Annotated in this window: 11 protein-coding genes and 3 pseudogenes; 9 read left to right on the forward strand and 5 right to left on the reverse strand. The window is 59.0% G+C overall.

Translation table 11 applies throughout. The features are described 5' to 3' along the window. Positions 1-10: 10 nt before the first annotated feature. Both ACM43_RS11455 and ACM43_RS11460 read left to right on the forward strand, forming a co-directional pair. Positions 11-172: an acetoacetate decarboxylase family protein gene (locus ACM43_RS11455; protein WP_244621071.1), complete on the forward strand. Its 162-nt coding sequence runs from the start codon at positions 11-13 to the stop codon at positions 170-172. Positions 173-399: 227 nt separating this feature from the next. Next, positions 400-606 (forward strand): hypothetical protein, encoded by a 207-nt coding sequence (locus tag ACM43_RS11460; RefSeq protein ID WP_050996351.1) that lies wholly within the window; start codon positions 400-402, stop codon positions 604-606. Between the two features lie 130 nt (positions 607-736). Here the strand turns inward: ACM43_RS11460 and ACM43_RS11465 are convergent. Both ACM43_RS11465 and ACM43_RS11470 read right to left on the reverse strand, forming a co-directional pair. Continuing rightward, positions 737-1,859 (reverse strand): annotated as a pseudogene (locus ACM43_RS11465) (IS3 family transposase); the annotation flags it as partial. Positions 1,860-1,952: 93 nt separating this feature from the next. Further along, positions 1,953-3,152, reverse strand: a complete 1,200-nt coding sequence (locus ACM43_RS11470; RefSeq protein WP_036032210.1) for an IS256 family transposase — start codon at positions 3,150-3,152, stop codon at positions 1,953-1,955. A gap of 1,006 nt (positions 3,153-4,158) precedes the next feature. Here ACM43_RS11470 and ACM43_RS11475 point away from each other — a divergent pair. Continuing rightward, complete coding sequence (locus ACM43_RS11475; RefSeq protein WP_036032206.1) at positions 4,159-4,401, forward strand: hypothetical protein; 243 nt, start codon at positions 4,159-4,161, stop codon at positions 4,399-4,401. Between the two features lie 338 nt (positions 4,402-4,739). On the opposite strand, the pseudogene istB reads toward ACM43_RS11475, so the two are convergent. From istB to ACM43_RS38850, 3 genes and pseudogenes are all read right to left on the reverse strand, one after another. Beyond that, positions 4,740-5,484 (reverse strand): annotated as a pseudogene (gene istB / locus ACM43_RS11480) (IS21-like element helper ATPase IstB). 13 nt (positions 5,485-5,497) lie between these two features. Continuing rightward, positions 5,498-6,226 (reverse strand): IS21 family transposase, encoded by a 729-nt coding sequence (locus ACM43_RS11485; protein WP_050996325.1) that lies wholly within the window; start codon positions 6,224-6,226, stop codon positions 5,498-5,500. 229 nt (positions 6,227-6,455) lie between these two features. Continuing rightward, positions 6,456-6,548, reverse strand: a pseudogene (locus ACM43_RS38850) (IS66 family insertion sequence element accessory protein TnpB); the annotation flags it as partial. Positions 6,549-7,277: 729 nt separating this feature from the next. Between ACM43_RS38850 and ACM43_RS11490 the strand changes: the two are divergent. From ACM43_RS11490 to ACM43_RS11510, 6 genes are all read left to right on the forward strand, one after another. Further along, a complete protein-coding gene (locus tag ACM43_RS11490; RefSeq protein ID WP_074448540.1) occupies positions 7,278-8,681 on the forward strand; it encodes a GGDEF domain-containing protein in 1,404 nt (467 codons plus the stop codon). A 464-nt stretch (positions 8,682-9,145) separates the two neighbouring features. Continuing rightward, a complete protein-coding gene (locus ACM43_RS11495; RefSeq protein ID WP_225115064.1) occupies positions 9,146-10,918 on the forward strand; it encodes a putative bifunctional diguanylate cyclase/phosphodiesterase in 1,773 nt (590 codons plus the stop codon). Positions 10,919-11,795: 877 nt separating this feature from the next. Continuing rightward, complete coding sequence (locus ACM43_RS38855; RefSeq protein ID WP_420886585.1) at positions 11,796-12,014, forward strand: PaaD-like zinc ribbon domain-containing protein; 219 nt, start codon at positions 11,796-11,798, stop codon at positions 12,012-12,014. 200 nt (positions 12,015-12,214) lie between these two features. Further along, positions 12,215-13,411, forward strand: coding sequence for an HlyD family secretion protein (locus tag ACM43_RS11500; protein ID WP_271540139.1), 1,197 nt, complete (start codon positions 12,215-12,217; stop codon positions 13,409-13,411). Positions 13,412-13,757: 346 nt separating this feature from the next. Beyond that, positions 13,758-15,380 carry a glycosyltransferase family 2 protein gene (locus ACM43_RS11505; RefSeq protein WP_271540141.1) on the forward strand — a complete coding sequence of 541 codons (1,623 nt, stop codon included), beginning with the start codon at positions 13,758-13,760 and terminating at the stop codon, positions 15,378-15,380. Between the two features lie 79 nt (positions 15,381-15,459). Then, on the forward strand, positions 15,460-16,497 hold a 1,038-nt coding region (locus ACM43_RS11510), incomplete at its 3' end, for a cache domain-containing protein (RefSeq protein WP_271540143.1).

Below are 16,497 nucleotides of genomic sequence, written 5' to 3' on the forward strand. Positions count from 1 at the left end.
CTCAAGCACTGTGGGGCCGTACTTGGAGTGCTCTTCAGGAATTCAAGTTCGTGATCCCGGCGGTGAGGCCGGCTTTTTAATTCTTACCTACGTGACAACGAATGATGCAGCGCTCGCCTCGGGACGAGAGGTTCTTGGTGCTCCAAAAAAGTTGGCGTACATTACCGGTTAGAGACGGTGGTCTAATTCAGGGTACGCTCAAGCGTCCAGCGGGCAAGCGTCTGCCGACCCTTACCGCTCAACCAGACCAGCGCGTGAGCTCGAGTTCGCAACAGATGATTTCTGCGCGGACGTATTTCTACTTGGTTTCGGCATCTGCCCCCCTATCAATAAGCGGGATGGGCGCAGTGACGCAACTCGTCAAACGGTGCACCGCGCGAATGTTGCCACGCGACGAGCTTGGCGAAGAAGTTTACTGGACCCACCTTCCTAACTTACGACTCCCCCTCGATTGTCGATCCCGTGCACAATTTGGCACTTGGCGAACGCGTGCTCGGCACATACGAGGAGCATGACGCCAAGCTCCAGGCCATTGATATCCTTTCGGAAACGGCAAATCCAGGAAAACAGCGGTCCATAAAGCTTCAGGAGTTCATCCAATCCTGAGTTCTGCCCCGGGCTCTCGGCGTGCCCACTGAACCTCCTCCGAATGAGTGGACACCTGTAGTAGGCTCATTGAGCCCGGAGGTGTCGAATGGAACGTCAACGTCGGTCCTTTACGGAAGAGTACAAGCGCCAAACCGTTGATCGCGGAATGGAGGCGGGTTCGGTTGTAGAAGCCCTCGATGAAGGCGAAGATATCGCGCTGGGCCTCGGCGCGGGTATTGTAGTCGCGATGATGGACCAGCTCGGTTTTCAAGGTATGGAAGAAGCTCTCCATCGGGGCATTGTCGTAGCAATCGGCCTTGCGGCTCATTGATGCCATGATGCCGGCGCCGGTGAGGACCGTGTGAGGCATACTGCACGCCGCGATCGGAGTGATGGATCAATCCGGTCTGCGGCCGTTGCTGGTTGATGGCCATGGTCAGTGCCGCGGATGCGAGTTCGACCTGCATATGGTCTTGCATGGCCCAGCCGATGATCTTTCGGCTGAACAGATCCATGACGGCCGCCAGATACAGCCAGCCCTCCGCGGTCGGGATGTAGGTGATGTCGGCGAGCCAGACCCGGTTCGGGGCGGGAGCGGTGAAGTCGCGCGCGATCAGGTTCGGTGCGATCGGGAGGTCGTGACGGCTGTCGGTGGTGCGCCCCCGGCGTGGCGACGCCATGATGGCGCGGACACCGTGCCGGTGCATCAGCTGCTCGATCCGGCCACGGCTGGCGCCACGTCCCTGCTTGCGCAGGATGGCATGGACGCGAGGACTGCAGTAACGCCCGCTGCTGTCTTGATGGACTTGCCGGATTGCGGCCAGGAGGCTGGCATCGGATTTGGTCCGCTCACTGACCGGGCGATCACGCCAGGCGGAATAGCCGGCCGGCGAGACCTCGAGCACGGCACACATCAGCCGCACCGGATAGGCGTCGCGATGGTCTTCGATGAAGCGGAAGCTCATGTCCGGGTTCCGGCGAAGATCGCGATCGACTTTTTTAAGATGTCGCGCTCCATGCGCAGCGTTCGTTCTCCTGGCGCAGACGGGCGATCTCCGAAGCCTGGTCCGCCGACATCGGCGTCGCCTTCGTGGTGGGGCGCCAAGCCGCCGATGTCGGCTCCTGCCGCAGCTTGTCAACCCAACGCCGCAGCACCGAGTCACGCAGACCGAGTTCCTTGGCAACAGACCCGATCGAAGCGCCCACTCAAAGCCAACTCAACGGCTTGGCGCTTGTACTCTTCGGTAAATGAACCGACGTTGACGTTCCATTCGACACGTCCGGGCTCCTCTACTCCGATCGTGTCCCGTGGCGTGGTGTAGGTGAGTGCGGGTCACTGCGTTCGCCGGCATGGTCCGGATCGGTCAGGTGGCGATTGCCGGGAAGCTGACGGCGGGATCATCGCCCAACGGGGTGATTGTTTCCAGTGTCATGTAGCGACCGCGCTGGACCGCCCACTCGTCGTTCTGTTCGAGCAGGATAGCGCCGACCAGGCGGGTGATGGCGTCCTCATTGGGAAAGATGCCGACCACCTCGGTCCGGCGCTTGATCTCGCCGTTGACGCGCTCGAGCGGATTGGTCGAGTGCAGCTTGGCGCGGTGCGCGGCCGGGAAGCTCATATAGGCCAGCACGTCGGCCTCGGCCTCATCGAGGAACACCGCGAGCTTGGGCAGCTTGGGACGCAGTTGATCGGCAATGCGCCGCCATTGCGCCCGTGCCGTCTCCGCGTCGTCCTGGGCAAAGGCGGTGGCAATGAAGGCGGAGACGACGCGCCGTCCGCTCTTGCCGGCATGCGCCAGCGCGTTGCGTATGAAGTGGACGCGGCAGCGTTGCCAGGTGGCGTTGAGAACCTTTCCGACCGTGGCTTTGATCCCCTCATGGGCGTCGGAGACGACGAGCTTGACGCCGCGCAGGCCCCGCCGCGCCAGTTTGCGCAGGAACGCCGTCCAGAACGTCTCGGCCTCGGACGGGCCGATGTCCATGCCGAGCACCTCGCGCCGGCCATCGCTGTTGGCGCCGACCGCGATGATCACCGCGACCGAGACGATGCGCCCGTTCTGGCGCACCTTCACGTAGGTGGCGTCGATCCACAGATAGGGCCAGTCACCCTCGATCGGGCGATTGAGGGAGGCCTTCACCTTGTCGTCGATCTCGCCGCACAGCCGCGACACCTGGCTCTTGGAGATTCCGCTCATGCCCATCGCCTGCACCAGATCGTCGACCGAGCGGGTGGAGACGCCCTGGACGTAGGCTTCCTGAACCACGGCGGTGATCGCCTTCTCGGCCATCCTCCGCGGCTCAAGAAAGCCCGGGAAGTAGGAGCCTTTGCGCAGTTTGGGGATGCGCAGTTCAACCGTGCCGGCCCGGGTCTCCCAGTTCCGATCGCGGTAGCCGTTGCGCTGGACCTGGCGCTCCTGGCTCTTCTCGCCGTAAGCCGCCCCGGTCAGGCCCTCGACCTCCAGCTCCATCAGCCGGTGGGCGGCAAAGCCGATCATCTCGCGCAACAGATCGGCATCAGGGGTCTTCTCCACGAGCGCGCGCAGGTTCATCATGTCGTCGGTCATCGGTGGTTCCTCGAATCAGGTTGGTGTCGCAACCCAAACCTTACCGACGAATCATCGGTGACCACCCGCAAAGCCGCTCGCTCGCTACGGCGCTATGTGGGGCGCGCGTCGCGAGCGGCTTTGCTAATCAGCTACACCACTCCTTGGGAAACGACCTCTACTCCGAGCACGAAGTTTGGGTCGCTCGTAGAAAGTTCGGCATCTTTCGCTCCTTTTCGCGCTTTGGCGAAGGCAATCCCGCCTTGGTCCTGATGCACCTCAGGCCATTTGAGCCTCGCGGTATCGCAGCAATAAGGGTGCCAACAGAAAAACGCGGTGCACTCGTTCGTTGATGCGAAAACGGTCGCATGCCTTGCATGTTGACTGCATGCCGTGGTTGCGTTCATGACGTGCATGTCTTAAGGCGGACGGGCCGAACTCGGCTGATTATGCCGCTACAGCGCGCTTAGCGAACTTCTTCTAGCAATAGCCTATCGCGGCGATAGCTGTTGACTCGTGCTTCAAGTTCCTGGTGTAGCTGACGACATAATTCGTTGCGGCCGGCCGCTCATCGCGGGGCGAGTATCTGGTCTAACGGGGGTAAGGCAATTCCTGCCCGCATTGCCATCTCACACAGGTCGTGCGCCATGGCCGGGTGAATTTCGATGGCGCGAAACTCTCGTTGGCAGAGGACCCGGAGCTTCGGCTATGCCAACGTATAGCTTTCCAAGGAACGCCTCGCCTGCCATTCCTTTTTTGAGGCCGGCGCGATGACTGGGACATTAAAAAGGCGCCCCTATGAAAGGCGACGCTCTGGCCGATAGCACTCTTCTTCAGAACCGCCTGATCTCGAAGCTAAAAGGTGGATTGAAGTTGACTCTCGACTCTTGTCGCTGGACGGAACGACAAGACGAACTGCTGCGCGAGCTTGTTGATGCGGGCGCGCCTGCGAAATCCATTTGCGAAACACTCAATAGGTCCGAGGCAGAGCTTCGCAGGCGCGGCTATACATTGGCCTTCCGAGGAAATGATCAAAGCGAACGGCCGCCGTCTGATGCTGAAGCGGCGCTCGGCAATCGGCTGTTATGCATGCGATCCTCGCGGAAGTCAGCGCAACAGCATCGGGCGCGGCTTCTGCTCTTTGGGCTTGGCGTCCGGTATCCTTTATGACGGGCGAACCGTCAACTTTATTGGCTTCATCCATCTCGCGGCCGCGATGATCTGCGGTTCCGCGCCTTTCTCCATAGCTGCCAGGATTGTCAATTGTTGAACATGGTGTTCTCCTGACGGAACACCAGCGGGGAATTTGATACTTAAACTGTCTTTTCGCTATATCCGGTGGCGGGGCCGCGGGATTGCGATCAGCGATTCCAGGCCATCGTGATCACGGTTTCCAGACGATGGTGATCACTTGCGGAGGCGAACACGACTGACGTGTTTATGTGTGCTGGAAATGGTCTTCCTCGTCAAGACGGGCGGGAGGGTTTGGAGATCGGTCCAGCGGTCCATGGGAGGGACCCGCGTGCGCGCGGAGTGGCCCTCACGAGCGACGCAGCGGCGTGCGCGGGAGGGACCTGTGGGTCGGTGGGGCGATCGGCCGCGCGGTGGTCACGCTGCTGTCCAATCGTCGGCCCAACGACGCACACTGTCGCCCTTGAGCTCGATGCGGTGGGCATTGTGAATGATGCGGTCCAATATGGCGTCGCCGAATGTGGGATCGGCAATCACGTCATGCCATTGCGCCACGGGGGCCTGACTTGTGATCAACAATGATGCCTTGTCGTAGCGATCATCCACGATCTCGAGTAAGTCACGGCGCTGGTCGGCAGTGAGTGCTTCGGGCCCCAGTCGTCTAGGATGAGTAGATTGACGCGCTCCAGCGCCGCGATCAGGCGTGCAAGACGACCTTCGCCAGGCGCCTGGCCGAGATCGGCGAACAAGCGGGGCGCGCGCTCGTAGAGGAGCGAAAAGCCATCGCGGCAGGCCCTGTTGCCGAGCGCGCAAGCCAGCCAAGATTTGCCGGTACCGGTCGGACCGACGATGACGAGATGGTGGTGCTCGCAGATCCATTGGCAAGTGGCGAGGCTTTGAAAGGAGGAGGGGTCGAGACCACGAGCGGTGCGAAGTCGACATTCTCGATGGGGGTGGCAGCCTGGCGGAGCTTGGCATTGCTCAAGCGCCGTACGAGGTGGCGGTTGTCGCGGGCGGTGACCTCGGGATCGACGACGAGACCAAGCCAATCGGGGTGTGGCATTTCGGCGGCCTCGGGATTGTTCTGCAGTTCGATGAGGTTATCGGCCGTGGCAGTGAGGCCGAGCGCGCGCAGGCGGTCGACGGTCGGATGAATGAGCACAATGATCTCCTGATTAGTTGTAGTAGCTGCGGCTGCGGATGTTGGCGTGGAAGAGGACGGGCGCCTCCTGGGCAGGAGGAGCGGTTTTGTCGGCGGCGTTCTTGAGGATGGCGGCGACCGACTTATAGCAACGGGCATTAAGCAGCAGCGCACGGGCGCAGGCGGCGTCGACACGTTCCTCGCCGTAGCGCCTGACCAGCCCGAGAATGCCGATGGCCGAGCGGAAGCCTTGTTCCGGATGCGGTCGCGACCGCAGGATGACGTCGATCAGCGTCTCGGCCTCGGGGCGCACCTTGGCGGCTTCAGAACGAATCCGCTCATGAGCCCAGTCGCGGTAGCGGCGATGCGAGCTTGGCATATGCTCGTCGATCGTCGTTGGTCGATGCGGCAGAGTGCTGCGCAGACGGGAGGCGACGCGCTTGCCGCGCAGGAAGCTCTCGACGGCTTTTAGCGTGATCCGTGCCTCGACCTCTTCATGCACAAGGTTGTGAGGCACGCTGTAGTCATGCTTGGCAAGCTCGACATGATATTCGAGGTTCACCCGACAGCGCTTCCACTCAGCGGACTCGTAGGGTTCGTCGGGTAATGGGGTCAGTGCCGGTCGGTCAAGCTCCTCGAACAGCTCGCGCCGGCTTCGCGCCCAGCTCCATAGCGGTCGGTTGTTGAGATCGACGAGCAGTGCGTGGATCGCCTCGTTGAGGACGGCCAGCGAGAAGAACCGGCGGTTGCCTAGACGCGCCAAAATCCGTCGCCCGACGATTTGGACGCCGACTTCGACCTAGGCTTTGTCGCGCGGCCGATACGGCCGTGCTGGAACGATGGCAGTGGCCCAGCTTATCTACAATCCGATAACCCTGAGCGGGCCAGCCGGGACGGTGACGGCGCCGGACCACGCGCAGCAGCGTATCCTTACTTACCGGCAACATCAGCCGTTTTGCGAAGGCTGCTGGGCATGGGTAGTCCAGCATGTAGCGAAGCTGAACTGGGGTGATTGTCACCACGCCGTCCGCCGACGACGGCCACAAAAAGCAGCCGCGCTCCAGCCGCTTGGCATAAAGTGACATGCCCAGTCCTTGCAGGCTCGAATTTTCGGCCGCCTACAAGATCTGGCAGGGGGTTAGCTAAGCCAGCTCATGTATATAAGTGGAACTTCTGTCCCGCATTTTGCCCTGGGACACGCGCAGAACGGAGGTCACAGATGGCATACAAGAAACTCATCAATCAAAGCGGCCTGACACTTACGGTGTTGCTCATCACGCGCGTTGGCTCCGAGCCGAACCCAGTCCGCGCCGATCGTCACAGCGGCGCTACCAGTGGGTGGCAAGCAGACGATTGAGTAAGGTAATACGCAGACTCCCTTCCTCAATGGGCTCGTGATTTCCTCATCCTTCGATGGCGCGTTTTCGAACGGGTCGTAGATCGTGAAGGGCAGCAGCTGGGATACTGTCCTGAACACGCACGATACGAACGTGGTGGGCTCGAACACCTAACCCGCAACGTCGCCGACGATCCCGCAGTGGCGAACTTGGCTGCTCTTGGATGGCAAGTCAATGCTGGCGCCGTCGCAGCCCCGCCCGGATGAGTGCAGCCGATGGACGGAAAGGTAACTCTTGTGACTTCCGCGCCCGTGCAGCTTCATCACCCGTGCCGGCGTGTTGGATAACCTACGGCGGAGGCGAACCATGATGCCTTCTACTATGGTTGTCCAGCAGGACTCCAAGGTGCTTGAAGAAGGGGCCCCACGAGTTCATGAAAGGCCCCCGTGGGATCATCATGGAATGACGGTATAGCATATGAGTACCAATCTTATGTTGCACGAGCCGCCCAGCGCGCTGCGGCTGATCACACGGGCGTATACGAGCCTTCTCATTATCGGCTTCGCCCTGCTGCCCACTCAGTTCATCGCTTACCTCTATTTCCAGCAAGATCCCGCGCTGAAGTTTGAAGACCACCTGTTCCACGAATTCGCCATCGCCGTCGCCACCCTGGAGGGGCTGTTCGTCACATATGTGACGTGGCGCTGCTATCGGTCTTCAGGCGAGCCTCTGTTGCGATGGTTGACCCTTGGTTTTCTGGCCTTCGTGCTGATCTATTCGCTGCACGGCGCCTTCACCGGCATGGCACATCGCAACATTTGGCTGTTTCTGCTCTATGGGCCAGCGTCGCGTCTGGCGATGTCGATTCTGCTCCTCGTCGGGCTACTCAGCTACAACCTGCCGTCAGACGGGCTTGAGAAGCGCTCGGACACGCGCGCATGGCTGACGTGGATTGGCCTGTTCCTTACGGTGGACTTAGCTGTCGCACTGGTCGCCTATTCACCCTATGCTGGGCACCCGGTGGTCCGCCTGTCCATGGAGGGCGGCGCATTGCTATTCAGTGCGCTGAACGTCGCCGTCTTGCTCATGCGACGGATTCACTCGCCGCTCATGCTTGTTTTCGGCGTTTCTGTCGCGTGGTTTGCGCTATCGTCGCTCGCATTCATCTTGGCGGCGCCGTGGAATCATATGTGGTGGCTGGCTCACGCGATCTTTGCTGGCGGATTTTTTCTGCTCAGCTATGGCGTCGTCCGGGCGTTCCGAACAACGCAATCGTTCGCCACCATCTATAGCCAGGAAGAAATGACCGCCCGCCTTGCCAAATCGATGGCCGACACTCAAAAGGCGCTTCAGCAAGTGCAACTGAGCAATCAACGGCTGGAGCGCCTCGCCGCAACCGATCCACTAACCGGTGCCGGGAATCGGCGCCACTTCATCGAGCATATCGGCGCGGAGATCGCAAGGGCCAGGCGAACCGGAGCTCCGTTGTCCCTGCTGTCGCTCGATCTCGACCATTTCAAGGATATAAACGACTCACGTGGTCACAGCGTCGGCGACGAGGTCCTGCGCGTATTCGTGCGAAAGTGTCTGGAGGCAATCCGGCCTTACGACTCTGTCGCGCGCGTGGGGGGTGAAGAATTCATGGTACTGCTTCCGGGGGCGACGCTCGACGCGGCTAGCGCGGTCGCCGAGCGCCTTCGATCGGCCATCGAACGCACTGCATTCGATGTCGGGGCCGAACCATCGGTCGGCGTCACCATCAGTGTTGGAGTGTCGGAGTTCGGGCGCGATGGAGACACGCTCGACGGGTTCTTGAACGTCGCCGACCAGCGACTCTATCGCGCAAAATTTGAAGGCCGCAACCGTGTGGTTGTCTCCTAGGATAACGTTCATCGTTCACTTCGTCTCCCGTGTCTGGGGCGGACGCCCGTCCGCTCTTCTCCGAGCCAAAGCCGCAACGCTACTAACAACTATTCGGTCATGGTCCATCCATTGCAACATTTGCAGGCCGGTTCTCACCGCAATAAGCTGCGGCCACTAGCAGCCGGGAGCTCTTATGTCGGTTTCTTGCTACAACGGCGTCCGTGACAGCCGTTCCATCGAGCGTTCAGCTGGCGGTCGCCTCGCCCCGCCAAGGCGGCCGCCCCTTGGCGCGCGCCGCGACCATCAATCCGCTCGCCAGGCACTTGGCAGAAGCTCCGGATCACGAGGCACGACCGGTAGGCACCTGGTCGCGCTGATTGCTATCGCACGTGAACTAGCGCCCTCCCTTGGCGCTTCCAGGGTGATCAACGTCTTGAAGCGGCATATTCAGGATATAGCTCGTTGCTTAGGCCGCACTAACGATGCGCGAACTTGCCGGTCGCTCGACCGCCACTTTTCCGGGAAGCACCTTATCACGACCCGATGGCTCATTGCTGCTTGCGAAGCCGTTACTGAAGTTCCGCAATCGGCGCAACATCTGGTTTTCTCAACAATCATGCTGCGAGCAAGACCCTCGCTGGGCCACCGTGCGTTGCGACGGTTCGACTGAGATGAGAGTTTCAACTCCACGATTGCGCGTATTGCACTTCGATTGGCGCCGTTCTGCCACGAGGGATTTCATTGCTCTCTTCGGCGGCGTCGTTCTCGCTTCACTCTTAGCGCATGTCTATGGGCTTGGCCCTCGTTTAGCGCAGCTGGGACAGCGCTATGTGAATCCGATACTCGACGACATTATATTCATCGCGTTCGTTGCATTCTTGCTGAGCATTGGGCTCACAATTTTTAGTGTTCGGCGCTATCGAGAACTTGCCCGCGGAACTGACACACAAACCATCACAGAAGGAGAAGTCCGCGATCCGGCGCGGCACGATCCATTGACTGCCTTTCCAAACCGCCGCCTATTTGATTACACACTTGATGTGTACGTTGGCCTCGCCACCGACACGCATCAAGTCGCTATTCTGATGCTCGGCCTCGACGGCTTGAAGCGGATCAAGGATACGCACGGCTATGCAGCGGTAGACAAGGCACTCTGCGAGTTTGCCACAAGGCTTGCCGACATCTTGCCCAAGGACGGTCTCCTGGCGAGGATCGAAGGCGACGAATTCGGGATCGTCCTGCCCAACATTAGCTCCCTCGAGGATCCCGCCAATCTGGCGCGCCGTATCGTGGTGTCTGCCGCCGACAGTTTGGTGATTGAGACTGGCGCAGCCGAGCTTAGTCTTGGAATTGGCATCGCCATCGCTCCGCTTGATGGCGTCACTCCCCACGAGTTGGTCAGGCGCGCAGAACGCGCACTTTATCGCGCGCAATGCGACGGCGGGTCGCGTGTTCGCTTTTTTGAACCGGACATGGACATGCATGTCGAGCGGCGCATCAATATTGAGCGTGAGCTTCGGAGCGCTGTCGCAACGAATATTATCGAGCCCCATTACCAGCCGGTGGTTTCACTCGTAAGTAATCGCATCGTGGGGTTCGAGGCGTTGGCGCGTTGGGAGAACAAGACAACTGGGCCTATCCCGCCTGACGTGTTTATTCCAATTGCAGAAGAAACCGGCCTCATCAACGCTCTTGGAGATCAGCTTCTTCGGCGCGCGTGTCTTGATGCCACTGCGTGGCCAAAGACCTTTTCGCTTGCCTTCAACATTTCGCCTGTTCAGTTGCGGGACTCCGCGCTTGGAGAGCGCATTATATCTGTCCTTGAGCAAACCGGCTTTAGTCCGCGCCGCCTGGAGATTGAAATTACAGAGAGCGCGTTTGTGGAAAGAAGCGGGGCTGCGAAGACCGTGATTGACGCACTTCGTCTAGCCGGCGTCCGCATCGCGCTCGATGATTTCGGAACAGGTTATGCTACGCTTAGCCAGCTGCTTTCGTTTCGTCTTGACAAGATCAAGATCGATCGCAGCTTCGTGTCACATCTCCACGACAGCACTGACTGCCGGGTGATCGTTCGTGCTATAATCGGCCTCGCTGAAGGGCTTGGTTTGACGACCACGGCCGAGGGAGTCGAATGCGAACGCCAGCTCGTCTATCTGGTGTCCAATGGTTGCACAGAAGGACAAGGCTACCTGTTCAGCGGTCCCGTTCCAGCCACCAGTATTCCCGCGCTGCTCAATCGCGAAGCCGGTTACTGAAGACGGAGCAAGAAACCCACGTGCGTGAGCCGACGCGCTGAGTTCACTCGTGCTCGGGAGGCGCTTGATTAGAATAATGCGGCTAGATTTGCCACGATACTTTCGACGCATCACCTGCATGGTTGCTCAGGGCGGGTCCATTTACTTGGACAGGACGCAGACTCTTAAGAGATCACCATGGATCGATGACGCGATTACGGGCGGAGGCCTGCCGTGCATCACCGTTTGACACTCCAACATCAACGCACAGGGGCTCGCGAAGGGCCCTATGCGCTCAGGGTGCGCGAGCGGCCAAGCGCCTGATCTTCGACTACTCCTCTTCGCTGTAGCGGCGCACAGATACACGATGAGCTGAATCAACGGGGATCAGACATCCGAACTCTGGATATCGTCTCGAAGATCCGCCATTTGAATCCCCTGATGCCCCTCCGACTGAAGCGCCGGAGCTGACCGTTCTGGTCTCCTAGTCTAGCGGCTCCTGATTGCTCCGGGGAGCGCCGGACGCACACGATCCAACTCAGGCATCCGCTGGTCCCCTTCAGGTGCCTTCAGGTGGGAGCCCTCCTGATCAGGCCGTTTATGGTCAGCCAAACCTCCCAGGCCGCATTGCTCAGCACCAAACGATCCCCAAGGCTTCCATAACGAGACTTAATCCGATTTGCGACCTTACGTTAGAACATGACCTAGACTGTCCGATTTCTGACATGCAGTCGGTCTGGTAAACTTCCTTGAAGCAATATTCCTTGTTGATCAAGCTTGTCGCAGTTGGCACAGGGTTTGAACAGAGAGGTGCATCCACCGCAGCCGCCCCGGAAGCGGCGGCTACACTAACGCTTCTTCGGCTGTGGCCCTTTGGTGCAATGACACGAGCTGCCACATGGAGTCGGTCTCAATAGCACGTCACATAAACTGCCCTCAATGTGGCTCTGCATTTGTCCACCTCGAGTGGCATGAACGTATGGGTGCGCGGGAGGTCCAAGATCTCTGGCGCTGCTGGAACTGCAGGAATGAATTCATGACTGTTTTCACTTCTGACGATATGGATCCTCCTGCCGCTGAGATCACGAAGCTATTCTTTACCAGCCTGTTAGTCTGATCATGACGCCTGAGCCGCTAACGCTCGCATTCGAGCGGCATTGGACCTGGCAACCCAAAGCCGCGGGGGCCCTTAGGCGAAAACGATTGTACCGTAGGCTGCTCAGTAATACCCTGCGCGACCTTCCCGTCATAAACAGTTGGAATGTGCTTATGAGGCTCGTACGTGCAATCGTCGGCTTGGCCCTGTTGGCAGTGGGATTGTACATTATTATCGGTGAGCACTTCGCTGGAACATCGGCGGATGCTACACTCAATGCGCGGCTCTACATCGTTCGCGCCCCGATCGAAGGAAAGGTAACGCTTGCCGTGCAGAGCATCGGCGCGCGCATTAGTCCCGGCGCGCTGATAGCAGAACTCACCGACCAACGCTTCGATACCGCGAGGCTTCTTGAGCTTGATCGCGATCGCACAAACCAGCAGATCGAGCTCGACCGTCTCGATGGCCAGCGAGAGGCCTTGTCCGCATCCAGGTCGCGCTTCGATGTTCAATCAACTGATTACCAGCGCGGAAGGGTTCGGCAGATTGAGGCTCGAATTGCCGAAACGAAAGCAGCTCAAGACGCTGCGGCCACACGCCTTCGTCAAGCGGACGCAGAATTTAGGCGAGCAAACGAACTAAGCACGCGTGGTGTACAGACGGCGGCGCATTTGGATCGGGCTCGCGCCACTTACGACGTGGCGCAGCAAGAACTGGAGAGTGCGCAGCAGCGAGTGAAATACTTAGAGACGGAACTTACGTCCGCTCGCGACGGCATCTTCATCGGGGAGTCCTGTAACGACGCTCCTTCCTCGGCTCAACGTATCCGAGAGCTCGAGCAGCGGCTGGCCGAGCTGAATGTCGACAAGGAGCAGGTGAAAGCACGTATTGTACAGCTCGACCGGCAAATCGCTGCCGAGCGTCTTCGTGTCAACAACTTGAGCTTCGCTACCCTTAATGCCAGCGTGATTGGTCTAGTCTGGGACATACTAGTAGACGATGGCCAATACGCGCGGCGCGGCCAGGATCTCGTCAAGATCGTAGACTGCAGTACACTGATCGTCACCGCCGGCGTCAGCGAATCTCTCTACGACCGTCTCTCGGTGGGAACGGCCGTGCAATTTCGGTTGTTTCGAGATGATCGTATTTTCAATGGAACCATAACTCGCTTTCGAGATGATCGTATTTTCGATGGAACCATAACTCGCCTTGGCGGATCCGGTGCCGCCTCGCTCTACACCAATCTTGTTGTAGGGCCAAGTGCTCAACATCTCCAGCGCTTTGACGTCACAGTGACAGTTCCAGATCTTGCAGGAGAGGCAGATGTCGGTTGCGCGATTGGACGCACTGGACGCGTCATCTTCACAGCTGGCCCAATCGCACAGTTCCGCCGCTTTATAACGCGGTACGGACTCTGATGCTTCAGCTGTCGCCACTCGTTGCTGCCTTCGCAGGCGCCGCCTTCATAATTGGGCTTCGCCTTACCGTCTTTCCATTTCTCAATCCGATGAAGTGGTATTGGCGCGCTCTTCTCCTCGGGGCTGCTGCCGTACTGTCTTGGCGTTATATGGCTTGGCGCTTCACCGAAACGCTGGCACCGCTCGACTGGACTGCGGACGCGCTGTTCAGTTGGGGATTCGTCACCCTCGAGGCCCTGACGAGCTTTCCTCTACCATCGCGTTTTTCATACTGTCCCGAGTGAACGACCGGTCGGCAGAAGCAGACCAGTACTCTGAATGGTGGCTGCCTGGAGAAGCGCCGCGTGTGGACGTTTTTATCACGACTTACAACGAGCCGTCGGAAGTGCTCGAGCGCACGATCATTGGCGCGACGCAAATCCGCTATTCACAGCTTCGGATTTTTATCCTCGACGACGGCGCCAGGAATTGGGTACGGCAACTTTGCGAGCTGCACGAAATCGGATATCTCGCACGTTCGGATAAGGAGCATGCTAAAGCGGGGAACATTAACCATGCACTTCGCGCGCGCGCCCGCGATCCAGCTCCCCCGATCTTTGTCGCTGTACTTGACGCAGATTTCGTTCCCCATGCGGACTTCATCGAGCGGACGCTAGCGTTATTTCACGAGCCAAGCGTCGCGCTCGTGCAAACCCCGCAGCACTTCTTCAATCCTGATCCGATCCAACATAACCTTGGAATAAGCACCGCATATCCGGATGAACAACGTCATTTCTTTGACAACGTCGAGCCAGCGCGGGACGCTTGGGGGATTGCCATCTGCTGTGGGACATCATCCGTAATGCGGGTCCAGGCCGTCGAGCAGATTGGCTGGATTCCAACACAAAGCGTAACCGAGGACTTCCTGCTCACCCTTAAGCTTGCGGAAAACGGCTGGCAAACTGTATACCTAAACGAGCCGTTGACTGAAGGTTTGGCTCCCGAAGGACTGAAAGAATATATTACTCAGCGTGGACGGTGGTGCCTCGGCTTGATGCAAATCGTCCGCAACTCATACAGCCCCTTTGTCATGCGCGGCCTTGGTCTGATGCATCGAATCGGGATCCTGGATTCATTGCTCTACTGGGTCAGCACCTTTCCCTTCAGGCTTGCCAGCCTGATTTGCCCGCTGTTGTATTGGTGGTTCGGCATCACCATCGTGAACGCGTCGCTGGTGGAAATTATCAGTTACTATATACCTTATTACCTAATGGTTCTTGTGTCCCTGAACTGGCTTTCAAAAGGGTTGTTTGTCCCGCTTCTCAACGATACGGCTCAACTGATCGCGGCCTGGCCCATCAGCCAGGCAGCTGCTCTCGGGCTTCTGACCAGCGGATCGCATAAATTCTCGGTGACGGCCAAAGGCGGCGACCGCACCAAGGTCATAGTTCAATGGGCGTTGATGCGCCCGCTTGTACTCCTGCTCGCTCTGACAATCGGCGGCTTGATCGTGCCGTTGAACTCCGATTTTGTCTTCGATACGTCCGCAACAGCGGGGGACGGCACAACTGTTGTGATGTTCTGGACAGTTTACAACATTCTGGTGCTTTTCGTGGCAGTCGTGGTGTGCATTGAGCGACCGCGATACGATCGACCTCAGCGCCAGATTCCAGAACCCATCACGTTGGTGATCCAAGGTGAGAAGCATCGCGGATGGCTTCTCAATCTGGGCCGAGGGGGCGCGCGAATCAGCGGTCCATCCGGACTTTCCGCCGGAGCAGCAGGGCAGCTCGACCTGCCCGGGATTAGCGGCGTAGACGCGCATGTTGCTGCGACTACCCGTGACGGCTATCGAATCAAGTTCTCTCCAACTCCCGAGCAAAGGGCGAAAATTATCAAGAAGCTTCACACTGAATCCGCCATGCCAGGGACCGATCGAGGGAACATCTTGCAAATGATTCGTGAGTTGGCGCGAGCTCTTACGAGTTGAGGAGCGCGAGATGCCGAGAAGACCGAGCCTACTCTCCTTGGTGTTCTGTGGAGGCGCCTTGCTCATATCGGTGCCGGCCATGGTGACCGCGACGATCTACACGGCCTTGCTACAGCAAGGGGGAGAGCAGCTGCAGTTCGACGCGTTAAGAATTCGCGGCGAAATGAGTTCCGCGCTGTTGGCCCGCCGGCTCTATGGAGTTTGGATGGATGTAGCGCGGTCCGCTGAGCTCATTGACCTAACTGATCTTAAGAATGCGCGAGAACACATCGACTTCTTGAGCCGCCTTGATCGACGCTATACTTGGCTTGGGGTCGCGGATCTCGAAGGGACCATTCTCGCGGCTAAAGACGGCATGCTCGAAGGAGTAAGCGTTGCACAGCGACCTTGGTTTAGGCGGGGCCTTGTCTCGCCGTCGGCTATCGATGTGCATGCCGCTCAACTACTGGCCACCCAGTTGCCGGCACCTCGTGAGCCCTATCGCTTTATCGACCTGGCAGCGCCGTTGCGCCACGCCGGCTCCGTTGCCGGGGTCATCGGCGCTCACCTTGACTGGAAATGGGTCGCAGAAAGCATGGACTCGTTACAAGTACCCGGCATTGATGTGCTGCTGCTTTCGGGGGATCGAACCGTCCTGTTTGGTCCGCCGGATCTTATCAACAAGTCGCTCAACATCGGCTCCGCACTTGCGGCTAGTCGCGTCACGACTGCGTCTCTGCGCGAACGTTGGCCTGACGGCAGGGACTACTTCACAGTGATCGTTCCGACGGTCGGCTTCGCGAACCTTCCAAGCTTCGGTTGGTCTCTTCTGGTTCGGCAGAGTGCCGACGAGGCGCTTGCGTCCACCCGTAATCTCATCCGATCATTCTGGAGTAGTTTCGGTGCTTGTGCCATTGCCATACTAGCACTGCTCTTTTGTGCGGCGCAGTGGCTGAGGACGCCCCTTCGCCGGCTCTCGAATACAGCCGAGGCCCTCTTGCACGATCCATCCGCGCACCCGCCATATTCCGAGACACGCTTCAATGAAGCGGCGAGGCTCAGTGACGCGCTCGCTCGCATCCAGTCGAAGCTGATGGGACACTCTGTTAGCAATTCGATCCAAGGACCGGGTGGGGAC

It is taken from the genome of Bradyrhizobium sp. CCBAU 45321, assembly GCF_028128975.1.
GTDB classification, from domain to species: Bacteria; Pseudomonadota; Alphaproteobacteria; order Rhizobiales; family Xanthobacteraceae; genus Bradyrhizobium; species Bradyrhizobium yuanmingense.

Coding starts and splice junctions, on each gene's coding strand:
- ACM43_RS11490 (WP_074448540.1), top strand. CDS start 7,278: ATGAGTACCAATCTTATGTTGCACGAGCCGCCCAGCGCGCTGCGGCTG.
- ACM43_RS38855 (WP_420886585.1), top strand. CDS start 11,796: ATGGAGTCGGTCTCAATAGCACGTCACATAAACTGCCCTCAATGTGGC.
- ACM43_RS11475 (WP_036032206.1), top strand. CDS start 4,159: ATGATCAAAGCGAACGGCCGCCGTCTGATGCTGAAGCGGCGCTCGGCA.
- ACM43_RS11470 (WP_036032210.1), bottom strand. CDS start 3,152: ATGACCGACGACATGATGAACCTGCGCGCGCTCGTGGAGAAGACCCCT.
- ACM43_RS11495 (WP_225115064.1), top strand. CDS start 9,146: ATGCGCGAACTTGCCGGTCGCTCGACCGCCACTTTTCCGGGAAGCACC.